This window comes from Caballeronia sp. J97, assembly GCF_905220305.1.
Lineage (GTDB): Bacteria > Pseudomonadota > Gammaproteobacteria > Burkholderiales > Burkholderiaceae > Caballeronia.
This window is the reverse complement of the sequence record NZ_CAJMZL010000016.1, coordinates 127,543-145,844: the sequence shown is the minus strand read 5'-3', so window position 1 is coordinate 145,844 and position 18,302 is coordinate 127,543. Positions and strand designations below refer to the sequence as shown.

Below are 18,302 nucleotides of genomic sequence, written 5' to 3'. Positions count from 1 at the left end.
CGCTATGCGTCCTGCGGCCCGGCGATCGATGCCTTCTCGTTCGTCGTACGCCACACGTCGAGCCACGCTTCGAGCTTCGCGGGCGGCAGCGGCCGGCTCAGGTGATAGCCCTGCGCCAGATCGCAGCGCAGCGTTCTGAGCCGCTCCAGCATTTCCTCGTTTTCCACGCCTTCCGCGACGACCTTCAATCCCATGTTGTGCCCGAGATCGATCGTCGAGCGCACGATCGTCTCGTCGTCCTTGTGCTGCGACATGCCCATCACGAACGACTTGTCGATTTTCAGCTCGTCGACCGGCATGCGCTTCAGATACGACAGCGACGAATAGCCCGTGCCGAAATCGTCGATGGACAGACGAATGCCGAGCGCATGAAGCCGGTCGAGCGTTTCGATCGCGTGATTCGGGTCGTCCATGATCGCGCTCTCGGTGATCTCGATCCAGATCCATTCCGGCGCGACGCCGTGCCTGTCGAGCAGGCCCTGAAAGATTTCCGGCAGCGACGACTGGATCAGCTCGCGCGCCGACACGTTCACCGACACGGCGAGCTCGATGCCCTGTCTGCGCCACGCGGCGCACTGCCCGATCGCCTTGTCGGCGACCCAGCGCGAAATCGTCTTGATGTAGCCCGTCTGCTCCGCGAACGGAATGAACTGGTCGGGCGCGACGAAGCCGCGCGTCGGATGTTCCCAGCGCACGAGTGCCTCGACATACTTCACGCGATGTGTCGCGAGATCGACCTTCGGCTGATAGTGGAGCGTCAACTGGTCGTGCTCGACGGCCTGACGCAGCTCGCTCATCAGCGAAAGACGCTCGGCGCCGTTTTCGTCGTGACGTTCGTCGTAGACCGCGAAGCCGAGGTTCGAGCGCTTCGCCACGTACATCGCGATATCGGCGCGGCGCAAGAGCACGTTCATGTCCGTGCCGTTCTGCGGAAACGCGACGATGCCGATGCTCGCGCCCACGTCGACGAGCTGCCCTTCGATCGTGATCGGCTCTTCCAGCGCGCGCAGCATGCGGGCGGCCAGAAGACGCGCGGAGGCCAGATCGTCCGCCGGCAGAAGCACGGCGAACTCGTCGCCGCCCAGACGCGCGACCGTATCGGACTGACGCTGCAGCGCCGCGCTCAGGCGCTTCGCCACTTCGCACAGCAGCATGTCGCCGATCGGATGCCCGAGCGTGTCGTTCACGTACTTGAAGCGATCGAGGTCCATCATCATCACGCAGAGCGGATGATCGGCGCCCGTCGCGGCGACGATCGCCTGCTGCAGCCGGTCGTTGAAGAGCGCGCGATTGGGCAGTCCGGTCAGCCGGTCCATGTACGCGAGTTCCGTGATGCGCTTCTCGCGCTCCGAGATGCCGTCCTGCATCTGACTGAACGCGCGCACCAGCTCGCCGATCTCGCCGTCCTCGCGAATCTCGATCGGCGCGGCATAGTCGCCCTGCCCGATGCGCTTCGAGAACTGCGCGAGCGCCGCGATGGGACGCGTGACCGAGCGCGCCGTGAGCACGCTGCCGACGATCGACACGAGCACGCCGGCCAGCGTGATCAGCAAGAGCGTCGACTGCACGCGATGGAACGGCGCGAGCGCATCGTCGAGCGAGCGCGCGAGCAGCACGGCGACCGTGCGGCCTTCGGAGTGCAATCGCATGACGCGCGTCACGTAGCCGTCTGCGTCGAGTGCCGCCTGGTCCTCGAGCGCGCCGCGCGCGTCGCGCGGCAGCGAGCTCGCGAGCACGCCCCGGTTGCCCTTGTCGTCCACCGTGAGGAACGACACGTCGAGCGAAGTGAGCGAGCTCATCGCGCGGGCGAGCGTGTCGTCGATCGCGAAGCCCATCACGACCCACGCGATCGTGATCGGCGCCTTCACCGGCACCGCGACCAGCTGATAGGCGCGCGGTCCGATCATGCCGAACGATGACGCATCGCCCTTCTTGGCGACGGTCTTGATGAGCTTCGGAAACGGAAAAGCCATGCCTTCGTGACCGACGCCGGCGCTGTCGGCGATCAGCTTGCCGTCGAGATCGACGAGCATCACGACATCCGCGCGGACCCGGTCGCCGTGATTCTGCAGCGCGGACACGACCGTCTTGCCGTCGTGCGTCGCGACCGCCTCGCGAAAGCCGAAGTCGAGGGCGACCACGCTCGCCGCCTGCGTCAACTGCTCGCTGTTGCCGCGCAAGACCTGCGCGAACACGCGCTCGGCCACCGACAGTTGCTCTTCGGCGTTGCGATGCGCGTTCTTCAGAATCACCGAGTTGATGACGAGGAACGCCGCGGCCTGCGCGACGAGCATCAGGACGACGAACACGAGCGCGATGCGCGCGCGCAGGCTGTGCAGAAGCATGGCGCGGGCGTCCTATTCGGCCGGTTTCAGTTGCAGCGCGAACTTCGCCGCGCCGTCCGCGCCGACCTTCTGCGTCGGCTGCGCGTTCGGATCGCTCTGGCGAAAATGCCACGCGACCACCTTGTACGACTCGGCGGGCAGATTCTCGATGGTCGCGACGCCGCTCGCATCGGTCTTCGCGAACCACGGCGTGTCGACGATCAGCAGGTACGCGACCATCGCGTCGTGAATATTGCAGCCCATCACGACGAGACCGGGCTTGTCGAACACGACCGGATTCGCGGGAATGCCGTGATACAGGTTCAGCTCGAAGCGCCTGGGCGGCGAGAACGAATAGACGTCGTGCTCGATGTTGTCCTTGTTCGGGAACGTCACCGACGCGCCCGTCTGCACGACGGACACCATCGGCACGAAGCGGCGCTTGATCTGGTCGATGACGGCGGGCGCGGGCTTCGTCGCGGGCAGCTTGTCGTTCACCGGCAGCGCGTAGACGATGGCATCGGAGACGGGCGCGCCGGCCTGATCGACCACTTGCACGCGCACGTTCGCGGCGTGGGCGAGCGTGGCGCCAGAAGCGAGCAATGCAAGAAGAAATTTGAACATGTTCATTCGCGATCCTGGACGTCGCGATACATCGGCGCGAGCTTCGCCAGCAGTTTGTTCTGTGCGTGAAACGGCACGCCGTTCTTGTCCATCGCGGCCTGCAGGTCTTCGACGAGCGCGTTGAACGCGGCGCGGTCGATGTTCTGACCTTCGTGCGCGCGCCGCATCGGCCGGCCGGTGTAGACGCAGGGACCGTCGAGCAGCACGCAGAACTGCTCGACGAGCTTCTGCTTGATGCGCTTCACGGGCGCGTTGTCGAAATAGGGCGCGGTGCGCGGATCGGCGAGCACGTAGTCGTACATGTCGTCGACGATTTTCGTCAGCCCTTCCTTTTCCCCGAACTGACGGTAGAGCGCGTCGTCGGCGTGCGCGGCGGCGCAGGCGAGCATGAGCACCAGCAGCGCGGCATGGCGGATTTTCATCGTCAGAACCCCGCCTGCAAGGAAACGTAGAGGCCGCGCTGATTCTTCACGGTCGCGATATCGCCGAGCGCGACATATGCCGCCGTCAGCGACACATGCTTGTTCGGCGCCCACGCGACGAACGCGTCGTAGGCGTCCTGCTCGCGCGCGAACGAGAGATTGTTCGGCTTCATGCGATATTCCCCGCCGATCGCGACGTTCTTCGACAGCAGATACGCCACCGACGACTCGAACTCCGCGTGATAGGCATTAGACTTGTCGCCGCCGAAGCCGAGCAAACCGAACTGGTTCGCCTTCGTGAAACGCAGCGTGCCGTTGAGCAAAAGGCTTTGCGCGAGCAGCAGCTTGGTCGCGGAGAGATAGAAATCGGTGCCGGAATTGCTCGCGGCGCCGATCGCCTTCACGATATCGCCCTCTTCGTTGTGCTTGAACTGCAGGCCGGCCGCGATCTGCGGCATCCACGTGTCCTGATCGAGCACGGCGTCGCCGAGCAGACGAACCTTCACGCCGAAGACGTTCTGGTTGAACCTGAAGTTCTCGCCGAGGCCGAGCTGCGCGCCGACATCGCGTGTATCGAAGCTTTGACGCGCGAGCGACAGCTCCACGCGATTCGCGACACCCACGGTCAAGCCCCACGTGCCGAGTGCGTAATCCTGCGTGCGGATATAGGTGCCGTGCGCATTCGCGCCGAGCTGGCTCGCGGTGCCGTAGCCGCCGATCACGGCCCACGGGGTCAGGCCGCCGCCGGCCGCGCCTTCGACTTCCGATACGCCGCCCGTCAGCAGCAGCTTGCCGCCGGTGAGCGGCACGACGGGCGGATCGTCGGCGAAGGCGGACGACGAAAACGAAACGAGCGACGCCAGCGTCAGACCGGCGAGGCGCGCCTTTGTGTAGGGCAAACGCATGCGAAAACGATTCGAACGGGTTGTCGGATTTCCCCCAATGCCACCTCGGGAATGCACGATCGTGTCGCGGCGAACCAGGCGCTTTCGGGAAGGCTGCGCGCCGGAACCGACGCGCGTTTTCATCTACCTGTAAACGGCGGCTCCGAGACGAACTTGACGGCCGTTCGTAAGTAATTACGGGACGAGATGCCTGAGCGGCGCGAGCGGACCACGGGCCGCGGGCCGCGTCTGACGGATGAAACGTTCGTATAGTCGCGCCGAGCCGTTCGTAGAATGGTCAGCGCTCGCGCGCGTCCCTAAGCTGATGTCATGGTCACGCACGGGAGCGCAACATGAACGATTCATCGACACGCAGGCTGCTATCGGGTTGCGCCGCCGTGCTGGCGTTCGGGACGTGGTATTCGTTCAGCGCGCCGCATGACTGGAGCGCGCTTCATCGTGTGAGCCGTGACACGGAGTTGCCGCTGGAGCGCATCGCGCTGGAGGAAGAAGCCGCGTCTTCGACGACGCAAAACCGCTAGGCGCGCGGCGGCGTGGATGCCCCTTGCGGCATCTTCACGCCGAGCGCTTCGGCCTTCAGCACGAGATCGGCGAGCGAACGCGCCGCCATCTTCTTCATCGCCTGGCCGCGATGGATCTTCACCGTGATCTCGCTCAGGTTCATCTCCGCGGCGATCTGCTTGTTCATCAGACCCGACACGACGAACGCCATCACCTCGCGCTCGCGCGGCGTCAGCGATTCGTACGCGCGGCGCAAGTCCGCCACCGAGCGGCTCGCCGCGCGGCGTTCCTCATCGGCTTGCAGCGCCTGCGCGACGGCATCGAGCATGTCCTGATCGCGGAACGGCTTGGCGAGGAAATCCTTCGCGCCGGCTTTCATCGCCTTCACGGTCATCGCGATATCGCCGTGCGCCGTCATGAAGACGATCGGCAGGCCGAGCTGGCTCGCGGCCATCTGCTCCTGCACGGCGAGGCCGCTCTGCCCTTTCAGCCGCACGTCGAGAATCAGGCAGCTCGGCACTTCGGGCATGTCGTACGCGAGGAACTCGTGCGCGGACGCGAACGTCATCACGTCGAGGCCGACCGAGCGCAGCAGCATGCGCAGCGCATCGCGCATCGATTCGTCGTCGTCGACCACATAGACCATCGCGCCGTTCGTCTTCGTGTCCGCGTCCCTGTCAATGCTCATCGTCTCCCCCTTCGTGTGCGGGCAGCACGAAGCGCAAGCGCGCGCCGCCTTCGTCGGGCGATTCCGCCCATATCCTGCCGCCGTGCGCCTCGATGATCGAACGGCAAATCGACAAGCCCATGCCCATGCCTTCGGCCTTCGTCGTGAAGAACGCGTCGAAGAGACGCCGCGCGTTCTCTTCGCTGATACCGGTGCCGGAATCCTGCACGGTGATCTGCGCGTAACCGGGATCGCCATCGCTCGCGCCCGTCGCGACGCGCAACACGCGCGCTCCGGTGACGCCCGACATCGCCTGCGCGGCGTTCATGATCAGATTGATGAGCACCTGCTGCAATTGCACGCGATCGCAGCGCGCGGTCGGCGACGGCGTCGCGAGCTCGGTGCGCACGTCCACGCGATGACGCGCCAGCTCGCGCCGCACGAGCTCGATCGTCTCGCCGACGATCTCGTTCACGTCGAGCGTCGCGGGCTGGCTGTCGCGCTTCCTCGCCATCGCGCGAATGCGTGCGATGACCTCGCTCGCGCGCCGCGCGTCGCGAATCATCTGCGCGATCGACTGCTGCGCCTCCGCGATCTCCGGCTGCGCGCGATTGAGCCAGCGCAAGCCGGCGTCACCGCTCGTGACGATCGCGGCCATCGGCTGCGTGACTTCGTGCGCGATCGACGCGGCCAGCTCGCCCAGCATCGTCACGCGCGTCACGTGCGCGAGCTCGGCGGTCGAGCGCGCGAGCGCTTCCTGCGCGCGCTTGGTTTCGGTGACGTCCATCAGCGCGCCGACGTATTCGTCGCCGTCATCGTTTTCGCCCGATGCCCGATGCGCGACGAAATGCACATGCTTGACCGAGCCGTCCGGCAACAGCAGTCGATGCTCGACGTCGATCTCGCCCGCGCCGTCGAGCGCCGTTTCATGCGCGCCGCGCACGATCGCCACATCATCGGGATGCGTGCGCGCGACGATCGCGTCGATGGAAGGAGTCAGATCGCGCGGATAGTCGAAGATGCGATACGCCTCGTCGGACCACCACATCGTGCCGGCGGGCAGGCGCGTCGCGATGCTGCCGGTGAGCGACAGCCGCTGCGCGTCGAGCAGAAACGCTTCGCTGCGCTTGAGCGCGTCGCGCTGACGCTGCAGTTCGGCTTCCATGCGCTTGCGCTGCGTGATGTCGTTGCTGGTCGCGAGCACCGCGCGCGGCATGCCTTTCGCGTCGCGCAGCAAGGCCGCGCGGCTCGCGATGACGATCTCGCCGCCGTCATGGCGCACGCGCGTGATCTCGCCGTCCCAGCGGCCCGAGCGCAAAAGCTGCGCGCGGATCTGCGCGTGCGGCACGGGCGAGTTCGATTGCGTCATGCGATGGATCGGCTGGCCGATCGCTTCGTGCGCCGGGTAGCCGTAGAGCGCTTCGGCGCCGCGATTCCAGAACGTGATGCGATCGTTCATGTCGTGCGCGACGATCGCATCGTGCGCGAGATTCAGAAGTTCGAGCTGCTCCTGTGCCTTGGTCGTCGTGGCTTGATTGCGCAGCGAGAGAATGGCGGTGGTGCCGATCGCGAGCAGGCTCACCGCGCAGCGCGCGAGCGCGCCGCCCGACACGTTCTCGTCGTGCGAGAGGATGAAGCCGACGAGCGTGAGGATGACGCAGCCCCACGCGGTCGCGACGGTCGCGGCGCGATTGCCCGTCGACGCGACGAGCAGCACGACGACGACATACAGCACCGCGATGGCAATATCGAGCGGCGTGAGCGCGTCGATGAGGAACACCGCGAGCGCAATGGACGCCGCGAGCATCCATATGATGCGGGTATCGTGGCGCACCGCGCGCGGCGCGCTCTGGAAGGTCTCCATCACGTGGTCATCGACGTTCGAAAAAAGACGTTCGTTGGAAAGATCGCGGCTCGCGCGCCCGCCGGCCACATTACGCGAAGCATTCTAGCCTTTCAAAAAGCCTTGCCGGATGCGCTCCAGACAATCGGCGACGGCGGTTCCGTCGACCGGCTTGCTGAGAAAGCAGACCGCGCCGCCATCGAGCGCCTGACGACGGGCGGCATCGGACGCGAACGCAGTGATGAACATGATCGGCACGCCCGGTTTCAGCGCCTGCAAACGTTGCTGGAGTTGCAGGCCGGACATGCCGGGCATGTGGAGATCGGTGATGATGCACGCGAGGCCGTCGAGCGGATCGGCGTCGAGAAACGACTCCGCCGACGGATACAGGCTGACTTCCCAGCCAAGCGAGCGCAACAGGCTGGAGGAAGCGACGCGGACGGATTCGTCATCGTCGATCACGGAAACTCTGGAAGGCGATTGCAAGGGCGTTGTCCTGACCGTGCGTGAATGTCGGCGGGCATGGGACTGGTCCACCGCCTCGATGGAAGTCATCTTACGCACGGGGCGCAGGCAGCGACATCATATGTACGTATAGGTTTGAAGCGTCCGCTTTCATATGATGAAACCGCCTGAAGGCGTATCGAGCGCGATGCGCGCCGACGCCGTATAGTCCCGTTCTGCCACTCCAGGATCTCACATGTCGACTCCAACATCGACCGCGCTCGGCAACGGGAAGCATGTCGAGCTCACGCGCGGCCTGATCGCGCTCTTCTCGTTCTGCTGCGGCGCGATCGTCGCGAATCTGTATTACGCGCAGCCGATCACCGAACTCATCGCGCCCGATCTGCACATGGCCGGCGGCACGGCGAGCCTGATCGTGTCGCTCACGCAGATCGGCTATGCGCTCGGGCTGTTCTTTATCGTGCCGCTCGGCGATCTGCTCGAAAACCGCAAGCTCATGATCGCGACCGCGCTCGTGTCGATCGCGAGTCTCACCGCCGCCACGTTCACGCACACGCCCGGCTGGTTTCTCGTGATCTCGCTGTTGATCGGCTTTTCGTCGGTGGCGGTGCAGATCCTGATTCCGCTCGCCGCGCATTTCGCGCCGGACGAATCGCGCGGCAAGGTGGTCGGCACGATCATGAGCGGACTGCTGCTCGGCATACTGCTGTCGCGGCCGATATCGAGCCTCGTCGCGGGCCACTTCGGCTGGCGCGCGATGTTCGGGGCCGCCGCCGTGCTGATGATCGGCATCACCACCGTGCTCGCGTTCACGATTCCGAGCCGTCAGCCGAATCATCAGGCGACGTATTTCCAGCTCATCGGCTCGCTCGGCCATCTCGTGCGCACGATGCCCGTGCTGCGTCATCGCTCGCTGTATCAGGCGCTGATGTTCGCGTCGTTCAGTCTGTTCTGGACCGGCATTCCTGTCGAGCTGACGCGGCATTACGGTCTGACGCAGACGGCGATCGGCATCTTCGCGCTCATCGGCGCGACGGGCGCCACGTCCGCGCCGATCGCCGGGCGTCTCGCCGACGCGGGCCACACCGTGCGCGCGACCTTCATCGCGCTGATTCTCGCGGCCATCGCGTATCTGCCGGTCGTGATTCATCCGGCGTGGGGCGTCGGCGCGCTGGTCGTCACGGGCATCGTGCTCGACTTCGCGGTGCAGATGAACATGGTGCTCGGCCAGCGCGAGATCTACGCGCTGCACGCCGCGAGCCGCAACCGGCTGAACGCGGTGTACATGACGAGCATCTTCGTGGGCGGCGCATTCGGTTCAGCGTTCGCGAGCCCGCTCTACGAGCACGGCGGATGGACGCTCGTCGCGAGCGTCGCGACGTGTTTCCCGCTCATCGCGCTGGCGCATTTTCTTCTGATCGGACGCCATCACTCGGCCCGAACTTATACGCAAGGGTGAGACCGCAGTGGGTCACGGCTTCGGAATGCGGATGCGGCTGATCATCAGCGAGCCGGAAATCGCGTAGATCAGCACGAGCGGATGCAGCGTGAAGCCGCCGAGACGCACCGTGCCGAGCCACATGCTCTCGCCGATCGCGCCCGACCACGCGCCGATCGTGAGCAGCAGCACGATGAGAAACGACGTGGGAATCGGCGTGCCTTCGAAATGCGTGACCTTGCCGCTGGCGCCGGACATTTCCTCGGTCGTCACGTTGTAGCGCGCGAGGCGCGACACGCCGCACGCGACGAAATACGCCAGTATCACGCGGTCATACAGCCCGCGCATTCCGAAGCCATAGCCGATGATCGCCGGCGCGACGCCGAAGGAGATCACGTCGGCGAGGGAATCGAGCTCCTTGCCCAGAAGCGACGCCTTCTGACGCCAGCGTGCGATGCGGCCGTCGAGCACGTCGAAAACGAGCGCTGCGAACACGAGCGCACACGCGAGATAGATATGCAGCACGTCGGAGTCGTCGAGATACGACATCGACGAGAAAAGCGCGCCCGTGCCGCACACCGCGTTGCCCAGCGTGAACCAGTCGGCCAGGTGGAAGTCGCGGATCATCGAGAATCGTTTGGCTTTCATTCGTTTCTGTTTTCGTGACGTTCGGGCAGCGCCGCTTGCCAGCGCCGCCAAGCTTTCAAGTCTATCATCGCGCCCCCGTTTCTTAGCACTCCGCATGCCCGCCTAACCTATACGCGAACGTACAGGTTTGCGTTATAATGCGCGGCATCGACCCGACACTTCCGATGCCGCCATGTCCGCGAACAAGCCCGCGCGCCTCACCATCCGCGACGCCGCCGAGCGCCTGCAAGTCACGCCGCGCACGCTCAAGTATTACGAGGAGCGCGGCCTCGTGACGCCATCGCGCAGCGAAGGCCGCTACCGGCTGTACAGCGAGCAGGACCTGGAGCGCTTCGCGCGCATCCTGCGCCTGCGCTCGCTCGGGTTCTCGCTGGAGGGCATCGTCGAAATGCTGAAGCGGCCGATGGAAACGCTCGGCGAAGGCCGCACCGGCTATTCGGCGTCATCGTTGCGGGAAATCGAAGCCGCGCTGTCGCAGCAGATCGACTCGGTGGATGCGCGCATCGCCGCCGTGCGGCGCGAATTGAAGGAAGCGCAGGCGGTGCGCAGCGAACTCGCGAGCGATCTCGATTACTTGCGGCGCAGAATCGCGGGCGAGAGCAAGGAAGCCCTGCTGCAGGAACGCATGGCCGCACGCAAACCACGCAGGGCGAAAGGCGCCGAAAACGGTGACGAATGATGCAAGCGTCGTATCGGCAACAACGGCGGGTTGCGGAGCGTGTGCTCGGCGATCTGTTTCCGTGGGCCATCGCGCTCGCCACGGGTCTCGACTATTTCGACAACTCCGTCTTTTCGTTCTTCACGAGCTATATCGCGGGCGGCATCAATGCATCGTCCGATGAACTCGTCTGGGCATCGAGCGCGTATGCGGTGGCTTCCGTGCTCGGCATCCTGCAGCAGCAATGGTGGATCGAGCGGCTCGGCAACCGGCGCTATATCGCCGGATGCCTGTTCCTGTTCGCGGCGGGCGCGGTGGCGGCGACGTTTTCCGACGGCTATCGAGCTGGCGCTCGCACGCGGCTTTCAGGGCTACTTCATCGGCCCGATGATGAGCGCCGCGCGCATCCTCATTCAGACGCGATTCACGCCGCAGACGCGTCCCGCCGCGACGCGCCGCTTTCTCAACATGATCCTGCTCGGCACCGCGCTCGCGCCTTTGTGCGGCGGCTATCTGGTCGCATCGCTCGGCTGGCGCGCGCTTTTTTCCTGCACGGCGTTCGCGGGCGTCGCGCTTGGCGTGCTCGCGTTCGTCGCCGTGCCGTCGACGGGCCGCGTGCATCCGGAAGCGCGCGGCGACGCGCACTTCTGGCCGTACATCATCTTCGCGTTCGCGCAGGGCGCGCTGCAGATCGTCATGCAGCAAGTGCGTTTCGAGCTCTTCAGCACATCGCCCGAACTGATCGTGCTGACGGTCGCCGCGCTGCTGTCGCTCGGCTGGTTCGTGTGGCATCAGTGGCATCATCCGAAGCCCTTGCTGCGCCTGCATGCGCTGCGCGAGAAGACGTTCCAGGTGGGCATCGCGCTGTACATCGCGTTCTATTACATCAACAACGCGATGAGCTTTCTCGTCTCGCGCCTGCTCGAAGGCGGCCTCGGTTATCCGGTGGAGAACGCGGGGCGGCTCGTCGGCTTCACGTCGATGGTCTCGCTCGCGATGGCGGTCGTCTATTTCCGCTACGCGGCGCGCATCCGGCACAAGAAGTGGCTGATCATGACCGGCTTTCTGCTGGCCGCGTCGATCGGCACGTGGATGGTCAACATGCCGCCCGATGTCAGCATGCCGTGGCTCATCGCGCCGATGGTGCTGCGCGGCATGCTGCTGCTCTTCATCGCGCTGCCGGTGGCGAACCTGACATTCCGCGTGTTCGCGATCGATGAATACAGCCACGGTTATCGCTTCAAGAACATCGTCAAGCAACTGACCTACTCGTTCTCGACGGCGACGATCATCATCCTCGAACAGCATCGGGTCGCGCTGCATCAGACGCGGCTCGTCGAAACGGTCAATCCGTACGACCGGAACTTTCAGAGCGTGTACGAAAGCCTGCTCGGCGCGTTCGAGCGCATGGGCCACGGCGCCGCCGAAGCGAAAAGCCTGGCGCTCGCGCAGATCGGCCATGTCGTCACGCAGCAGGCGAACTTCCTGAGTTCGCTGGATGGCTTCTACTACATCATCGGTGTCGCACTGTGCGCGAGCGTGATCGCGGCATGGCAAACGCGAATCGATTGATCCGTCTCAGAGCGAAACAACGTGGACACACTCAGCAGCATGCGGATGTTCGCCCGCGTGGCCGAAGAAGGCAGCTTCACGGCCGCCGCGCAACGCATGAATACATCGACTGCCGCGACCTCGCGCACCATCGCCGCGCTGGAGGCGCATCTGCATGCGCGGCTCCTGCATCGCAGCACGCGGCGCGTCACGCTCACCGAAGCGGGCAGGCGCTATTTGCAGCGCTGCGAGCAGATTCTCGCGTGTGTCGACGCGGCCGAAGCCGAAGCCGCCGATGCGCAGTTGCGTCCGTCCGGGCACTTGCGCATTCATGCGTCGACGAGCCTCGGGCAGTCGTACGTGGTGCCCGCCATCGTGCGCTATCAGGCGCGTCATCCGGCGGTGTCGATCGATCTGACGCTCTCGCAGTACACGCCCGATATCATCGACGAAGGCTACGATCTCACCGTGCAGGCGAGCATCGCCGCGTTGCCGGATTCGAGTCTCGTTGCGCAAAGGCTCGGCACGGTGCATAGCGTTCTGTGCGCGTCGCCCGATTATCTGCGCGAACAGGGCGAGCCGCGCACGCTCGCGGAGTTGTCGCTTCATCGATGCTATCAGCTCGTTTCCACGATCTTTCCGCGCGATGTCTGGACCTTCGAAGGTCCGAACGGCACGGAGACCTTCGCGCTTGCCAAGGCGAACTTCGGCGTGAACGTCGCCGGCGCGCTGGCGGTCGCGCTACGCGAAGGCATGGGCATCGGCGCACTGCCGATGTCGACCGCGAGCCGCCTGCTGCGCGACGGGACGCTCGTGCGCGTGCTGCCGGAATACAGGCTTCAGGCGCTGGCGCTACACGCGCTGTATCCGTCGCGGCAGTATCTCAACGCGAAGGTCAAGACGTTCGTCGAGTTCATCAAGGAGTTCGTGCCGCAAGTTCTGGAAAGCGATGCGGCGCATATCGCGTGATAGAGACATATTGTGTCTACTTTAATCTGCAAAACGAAATAATTTATCAGAACACACTATTAGGAAGAAACGTATCCTCCTGCGCGCACTCGCTGAATACACTCGAATCGAGGTTAATCGCAAAGGAGGCGTAAATGACTTCGAAGAACGATCTGGTATTGAGCGGCTTTGCCGGTACGGGAAGCAATGTTACGAATTTCGAGGCCGTGGTTGGTTCCTGGTCAATCGACACGACAGGGAAGGTCAAGGCCGCCGCGAACTTCCGGGCGCAATTGATCCATAAGACCCCGTGTTGGTCGGGGCCCTTCTCGATCTCCGCGGAACTGACATTGTCCGATATCAAAACGCAGTCGTGGGACGGCGTCGTGGTGAATTTCCGGCCGAACCGTGCCCGCAACGGCAATGAGTTTCTTACCCTGCGCGTTCGCCGGGGCGGCAGCAGTATCCCTTGGTGGCAGTTGCTGGTCGTGGATACGGCGACGAAGGACGACTCCGATGGCAATGTGATCGCCAATGGGCCACTGACCGGTTTGCAAGCATCGGACCCGGTGCAAGTGACCTTGTTGGCCGATGTGAATCGCGTGCTGCAGTATCGCATCGATCAAAACGGGAAGACCATCGGACAGGACACTATCTCGTCAACCAGGCCGATCGAATGGGCGAACGATGCACGCGTGGGCGTCTACAGCTACATGGGCGGATATACGTCGTTCGGCAAGTTCGAGGCGACGTCGAACCCCGGCGTGTTCGACCGTTTTCAGCGTAGCGGCACGCCGGGAACGCTGGAGGCGCAACAACTCGCCGGTACGTGGCAGGAAGATCTCGACGACTGGATCGTGGCGAACGGAAGCGCGCGGTCCGCGGGTCTCACCGGCGCCGCCAAGGACTCGATCCTGCTGCACTTGCAATCCCTGCTCGTCGATCCGGCGACCTCCGGCATGTCGAGTGTGCTGAGTGCGGACGTGAAACTGGACGACACGGATTCCTGGACCGGCCTCGTGTTCGGTGGCAGGAACAACCTTCGGACTGCAAGTCATCCGCACGACAACACGCACCCCGACAACTACTTCGCGTTTCAGATCAAAAACGGGCAGTGGCGAGTCATCCACCGGGTCCAGACGCTCGCCGAGCCCGAGATCCTGCGCAGCGGCACCGGCCCGGCGCTGGCCTCCGGTGAAACTTACCGGCTGAGCGTGCAGTTCCAATCCACGACATCGATGCGAGTGTCGGTGATTCAAAACGGTGCGCTCGTGCTCGATCAGCAACTCAGCGGTCTCCCGGCGCCGAACGGCGCGCGGTTCGGCCTCTACTCCAGCAGCACGCGCAATGCATTCACACAGGTCGCGGCATCGGATACCACGGTGAGACCGGGAACACCGCCGGTCATAGTACAAAGCGGCACGCCGTCGACATGGACCGCCGCATGGACACCGAACGCAACCTACTGGAGCTCGCCGTACAAGGTCAGTACGCCGGTATTGCTCGACGAGGCGCGGATCGATGGTGCGTCGAACAACTGCAAGGGCGATCCTCAGCAGTGCCTTTTCACCCTCACGGACGAGAGCGGCAATCCGGTCCGGCAGTACGTCGGCTACTACAACGTCGGCAATGGAGCCGTGGGCGTCACGAAACGTTCGTGGTCGAAGAGCGATAACAATTGGGCGCCGTTCGAGACGCCCGTCATCCTGGCCACACGTCTTCCCTCGGTGGACGGTCATTATCGGATTGCCATCCGAGAAAGCGCTGACGGCCACGTTCACCTCGTGGCGAACATCTGGGCGTCGCCCTTGGTGTACTACAAAACCACGACGCCCGGCAATCTTTCGACACTGACCCTTCAGGACCTCATGGTGTCCAAAGACGTCGAGACCAGCACCACTTACCCTGAATTCATGAGGATTCAGATCGACGGTAAGGACCGCCTGCTGTTCATATACCGGACGGGCGGCAGCGGCAACGGCGACTGGATCATCAACCAATATGTCGACGGTAAATGGTCGCGTTATCTCTCGGGCTTCCTGTTCGCCCGCACGAGCAAGAGCGGTACCGACTACAGTGCCTACCCGGCCACTCGCGCCCCCGTTCTCGGACCCGACGGGAACTACCATCTCGCGTGGATCTGGCGTTCGACGGAATTGCCCGACACCAATTCCCGAATCTGCTACGCGTACAGCGCCAACCTTCGCACGTGGCGCTCGGCCTCGGGTGAGATCATTGCGAACGGAGAATACGACCCGATCACCTATGACGACGTGGCCGCCATCGTCGACGACGTGCCCGAGCGCGGCGGAGCCCTCAATGGGCTCGTTTCCCTCGGCTTCGACCACGACGGCCAGCCCGTTATCGGCTATGTGAAGTTCGACGATCCCTTGCCCGGAACCGGGACGCCTGATAACGCCTACCTCAATGGGCCCGGCAGCAGCCAGTTCTACACCGCGCGGTGGCGCAATACCTGCGGCAGTTGGCAACGCACTCAGTTGACGAATTACCTGGGGCGTTGGGCACCGCCCAGTTCCGCCGCCACGCTTCCCACGCCATTCAACATCGGCGGCACGGCAGCTCAGAAGACGAGCAGCGGCGACAAAGTCCTTGTGCTTCCGTATATTTACGGAGAGCAGGCCGGCACTTTCGTCCTCTCATCCGAGACCCTCGAGGTCATCGGTGAAACCGACTGGCGCACATACTCCAAGCTAAAAGCAATTCCGACCGGAATGCGGACTGCCGTCATCACGAAGGATTCATCCACGGCTATGTTCGGCGCAAACCGTGACGAGGAGTACGTGCTTCTCAACTTCGCCGTGGGCGAAACGGAATCGCTGCCCGTCAATGCAGACACCTCCATGAAGGTGCTGCGCGTCAAGTAGCCGAACCGATACCTGGTGTCATGACCGGGTGTATGAGCACCGCTTCCTGAGCATGCCTCCGGAAGCGGTGCTGCCTTTCGCGCGCAGTCGAACCTGAGGCTCATCGCGCAGCATCGCCGCCGACTCGGGGTCTGGCGAGATATCATCCGCGCTGGAATTCGAACCCGCGATGTGCAATCATCGCCGCTCGACCGGACACCAGAAAAGTGAGGCGCGATGAAGGCGAACCGCGTGCTCGCGCTTGCGGGCCTGATGCTGGCTTGCGCGTCATCGATGGCCGCGACGCTCGCGATCAATGTCGGCGGCGAGCGCTCGCTCACGACCGAGCAGTTGCTCGCGCGTCCCGATGCCGTGACCATCCGCGTGCCGAACGACGTCACGTTTCATCGCACGATGACGTATCGCGCGGTGCCCTTGCGCGCGCTGCTCGGCATCACGGAGCTGCCCGCCGGCAAGGAGCTTCAGGTCACTGCGACCGATGGCTTCGTCACGCATTTTGCCGCGAAGCTGCTTTTCGGCGATGCAAAAAAGCGCGCCGAACCGTGGCTCGCGATCGAGTCGCCGGACGACCCCTGGCCGCAAGCGCCGGGCAGCGGCGATATCGGTCCGTTCTACGTCGTGTGGATCGATCCGGCCGCATCGGGCGTCACGAGCGAGCAATGGCCCTTCAAGGTCGACGCGATCCGCATCGCGCCGACGCTCGCCGCGCGGTTTCCACAGCTCGCCGTCGACAAGAGCGTGCCTGCCGGCTCGCCGATTCGTCGCGGTCAAGCCGTGTTCGCGACGCAATGCATCGTGTGCCACAAGCTGAACGGCGCGGGCGATGCCTCGGTGGGCCCGGATCTGAACCTCCCGCACAACCCGACCGAATATTTCCAGCCGTGGGTGCTGAAGTCGTTCATCCGCGATCCGAAGTCGATCCGCGCATGGGCCGACATGAGGATGCCCGGCTTCAACCGGAACGCCATCAGCGACAGCGATCTCGATGCGCTCGTCGCCTATCTCGGCTACATGGCGAAGCGCAAGAAGTAGGCGCGCGGGACGCTCAGGCAAGCGCCGCCACGCAATCGATCTCGATATCGAATCCTCCCGGCCACGCCGGCACGTTGACGAAGATGCGTGCCGGCGGATTCGGCCCGAAGAAACGCGCGTAGACCGCGTTGACGGCAGGAAACGCATCGACGGACGTGCAGTAGACATTGCACTTGAGCACCTGATCCAGCGACGATCCCGCCGCTTCGACGCACCACTTCAATTGCTGAAGCACGAGTTCCGTCTGCCGTTCGATCGTGGCATTCGCAACGACTTCTCCCGTCGCTGGATCGAACGGCGGAAAGCCCGACACATAGACCGTGTCGCCGTGGCGCGTGACGGCGGACGTCGGCGCCTTGAAGCGTTCGAGCCAGGTCGAAAGCGGTTCGACGCGGATGATTTCGCGAGCCATGTCGATTGTCTCCTGTGCGGCGGGAGCTACGCGCGCCCGTCGAAAATGCCATTGAGGTCATTGCCGGCCGCCGCGTCCCGGAACCCGTCGAAGCGCCCGTCGACGAGTCCTTGCGCCGCGCGCATGAAGCCGCCCCACGCAGCGCGCGCGAGCCCGCCGCCGACACTCACGCGCCGCACGCCGAGCGCCGCGACATCGCTCAAGGTGAATTCCGACACGCCGCCGATCAGCAGATTCACCGGCTTCGGCGCCACCGCCTTCACCACGGCTTCGATCTGCTCCCGCGTCTTGATGCCCGGCGCATAGAGGCAATCGGCACCGGCCTCGGAATACGCTTTGAGACGCGCGATCGCATCGTCGATATCGGGCTTGCCGGCGAAGAAGTTCTCCGCCCGGCCGACTAGCAAGGTATCGCCGCCGCTCTCGTCGATCGCGCGCCGCGCCGCCTTCATGCGCGCCACGGCGACATCGACGGGAAACAAGGGCGCCGATGCATCGCCCGTCGAATCCTCGATCGACAGGCCCGCGACGCCCGCTTGCACCGCGAGCTTCACGCTCTGCGCGACTTCGTCCGGCGTCGCGCCGAAGCCGCTTTCGAAGTCGGCGTTCACGGGCAGGTCGGTCGCCTCGACGATCTCGCGCAGATGCGCGAGCACCGCGTCGCGCGTCACGTGATTGTCCGCGTGGCCTTTCGACCACGCGAGGCCCGAACTCGTCGTCGCGAGCGCCTCGAAGCCGAGCGTCGCGAGATAGCGCGCGGAACCGAGGTCCCAGGGATTCGGCAACATGAAGCAACCGGATGCGTGCAGCGCGCGAAAAGCGGCGCGTTTCTCGGCGACCGTGCGGGGCATGAGATGTCTCCTGTCGACATTCGAGTCGGAACACAGACGATACGCGATCGGATAAAAGCCTGCTGGTCACTAAGTCTCTCTTAAGCACTTGCTCACTATGCTTGAGCCTCATTTTCCCGTGAGAGACG

At 64.2% G+C, this 18,302-nt stretch carries 16 protein-coding genes and 1 pseudogene; 7 read left to right on the top strand and 10 right to left on the bottom strand.

From position 1 onward, the window contains the following. Window positions 1–2: 2 nt before the first annotated feature. Genes U4Y90_RS21000 through U4Y90_RS20985 form a run of 4 tightly spaced genes read right to left on the bottom strand, consistent with a single transcriptional unit; the run spans window position 3 to window position 4,275 of the window. A complete protein-coding gene (locus U4Y90_RS21000; protein WP_321797357.1) occupies window positions 3–2,345 on the bottom strand; it encodes an EAL domain-containing protein in 2,343 nt (780 codons plus the stop codon). Window positions 2,346–2,357: 12 nt separating this feature from the next. Next, window positions 2,358–2,954 carry a methylamine utilization protein gene (locus U4Y90_RS20995; RefSeq protein ID WP_321797356.1) on the bottom strand — a complete coding sequence of 199 codons (597 nt, stop codon included), beginning with the start codon at window positions 2,952–2,954 and terminating at the stop codon, window positions 2,358–2,360. Further along, window positions 2,951–3,370 (bottom strand): group 1 truncated hemoglobin, encoded by a 420-nt coding sequence (locus U4Y90_RS20990; RefSeq protein ID WP_321797355.1) that lies wholly within the window; start codon window positions 3,368–3,370, stop codon window positions 2,951–2,953. Before U4Y90_RS20990 ends, U4Y90_RS20995 begins: the two co-directional genes overlap by 4 nt. 2 nt (window positions 3,371–3,372) lie before the next feature. Next, window positions 3,373–4,275 (bottom strand): DUF3034 family protein, encoded by a 903-nt coding sequence (locus U4Y90_RS20985; protein WP_321797354.1) that lies wholly within the window; start codon window positions 4,273–4,275, stop codon window positions 3,373–3,375. Window positions 4,276–4,607: 332 nt separating this feature from the next. On the opposite strand from U4Y90_RS20985, the gene U4Y90_RS20980 reads away from it, so the two are divergent. Further along, window positions 4,608–4,796 (top strand): hypothetical protein, encoded by a 189-nt coding sequence (locus tag U4Y90_RS20980; protein ID WP_321797353.1) that lies wholly within the window; start codon window positions 4,608–4,610, stop codon window positions 4,794–4,796. On the opposite strand, the gene U4Y90_RS20975 is transcribed toward U4Y90_RS20980, so the two are convergent. The 3 genes from U4Y90_RS20975 to U4Y90_RS20965 form a co-directional block, all read right to left on the bottom strand. Beyond that, entirely contained in the window at window positions 4,793–5,464 is a 672-nt protein-coding gene (locus U4Y90_RS20975; protein WP_321797352.1) for a response regulator transcription factor, read from the bottom strand. The genes U4Y90_RS20980 and U4Y90_RS20975 overlap by 4 nt on opposite strands. Continuing rightward, window positions 5,454–7,307, bottom strand: coding sequence for an ATP-binding protein (locus tag U4Y90_RS20970; RefSeq protein ID WP_321797392.1), 1,854 nt, complete (start codon window positions 7,305–7,307; stop codon window positions 5,454–5,456). Before U4Y90_RS20970 ends, U4Y90_RS20975 begins: the two co-directional genes overlap by 11 nt. An 84-nt stretch (window positions 7,308–7,391) precedes the next feature. After that, window positions 7,392–7,772: a response regulator transcription factor gene (locus tag U4Y90_RS20965; RefSeq protein WP_321797350.1), complete on the bottom strand. Its 381-nt coding sequence runs from the start codon at window positions 7,770–7,772 to the stop codon at window positions 7,392–7,394. A gap of 214 nt (window positions 7,773–7,986) precedes the next feature. Here U4Y90_RS20965 and U4Y90_RS20960 point away from each other — a divergent pair, with 214 nt between their 5' ends. Next, window positions 7,987–9,210, top strand: coding sequence for an MFS transporter (locus U4Y90_RS20960; protein WP_321797349.1), 1,224 nt, complete (start codon window positions 7,987–7,989; stop codon window positions 9,208–9,210). Window positions 9,211–9,222: 12 nt separating this feature from the next. On the opposite strand, the gene pssA is transcribed toward U4Y90_RS20960, so the two are convergent. Then, window positions 9,223–9,837 (bottom strand): CDP-diacylglycerol--serine O-phosphatidyltransferase, encoded by a 615-nt coding sequence (gene pssA, locus U4Y90_RS20955; protein ID WP_033535860.1) that lies wholly within the window; start codon window positions 9,835–9,837, stop codon window positions 9,223–9,225. A 172-nt stretch (window positions 9,838–10,009) separates the two neighbouring features. On the opposite strand from pssA, the gene U4Y90_RS20950 reads away from it, so the two are divergent. The 5 genes and pseudogenes from U4Y90_RS20950 to U4Y90_RS20930 all read left to right on the top strand — a co-directional run bounded on the left by U4Y90_RS20950 (window position 10,010) and on the right by U4Y90_RS20930 (window position 16,911). Continuing rightward, complete coding sequence (locus U4Y90_RS20950; RefSeq protein WP_321797347.1) at window positions 10,010–10,516, top strand: MerR family transcriptional regulator; 507 nt, start codon at window positions 10,010–10,012, stop codon at window positions 10,514–10,516. Continuing rightward, window positions 10,513–12,067 (top strand): annotated as a pseudogene (locus tag U4Y90_RS20945) (MFS transporter). Before U4Y90_RS20950 ends, U4Y90_RS20945 begins: the two are co-directional and overlap by 4 nt. A 21-nt stretch (window positions 12,068–12,088) precedes the next feature. Continuing rightward, a complete protein-coding gene (locus U4Y90_RS20940; protein ID WP_321797345.1) occupies window positions 12,089–13,015 on the top strand; it encodes a LysR family transcriptional regulator in 927 nt (308 codons plus the stop codon). Between the two features lie 134 nt (window positions 13,016–13,149). Further along, entirely contained in the window at window positions 13,150–15,879 is a 2,730-nt protein-coding gene (locus U4Y90_RS20935) for a BNR repeat-containing protein (RefSeq protein ID WP_321797343.1), read from the top strand. 216 nt (window positions 15,880–16,095) lie between these two features. Further along, entirely contained in the window at window positions 16,096–16,911 is an 816-nt protein-coding gene (locus U4Y90_RS20930) for a cytochrome c (RefSeq protein ID WP_321797341.1), read from the top strand. Between the two features lie 13 nt (window positions 16,912–16,924). Here U4Y90_RS20930 and U4Y90_RS20925 read toward each other — a convergent pair whose 3' ends face one another. Beyond that, the gene (locus U4Y90_RS20925; RefSeq protein WP_321797339.1) at window positions 16,925–17,323 is read right to left on the bottom strand and encodes a RidA family protein; all 399 of its coding nucleotides are present in this window, start codon (window positions 17,321–17,323) and stop codon (window positions 16,925–16,927) included. A gap of 26 nt (window positions 17,324–17,349) precedes the next feature. Next, on the bottom strand, window positions 17,350–18,174 hold the full coding sequence (locus U4Y90_RS20920; protein ID WP_321797337.1) for an isocitrate lyase/phosphoenolpyruvate mutase family protein: 825 nt from the start codon (window positions 18,172–18,174) through the stop codon (window positions 17,350–17,352). Between the last annotated feature and the right edge of the window lie 128 nt (window positions 18,175–18,302).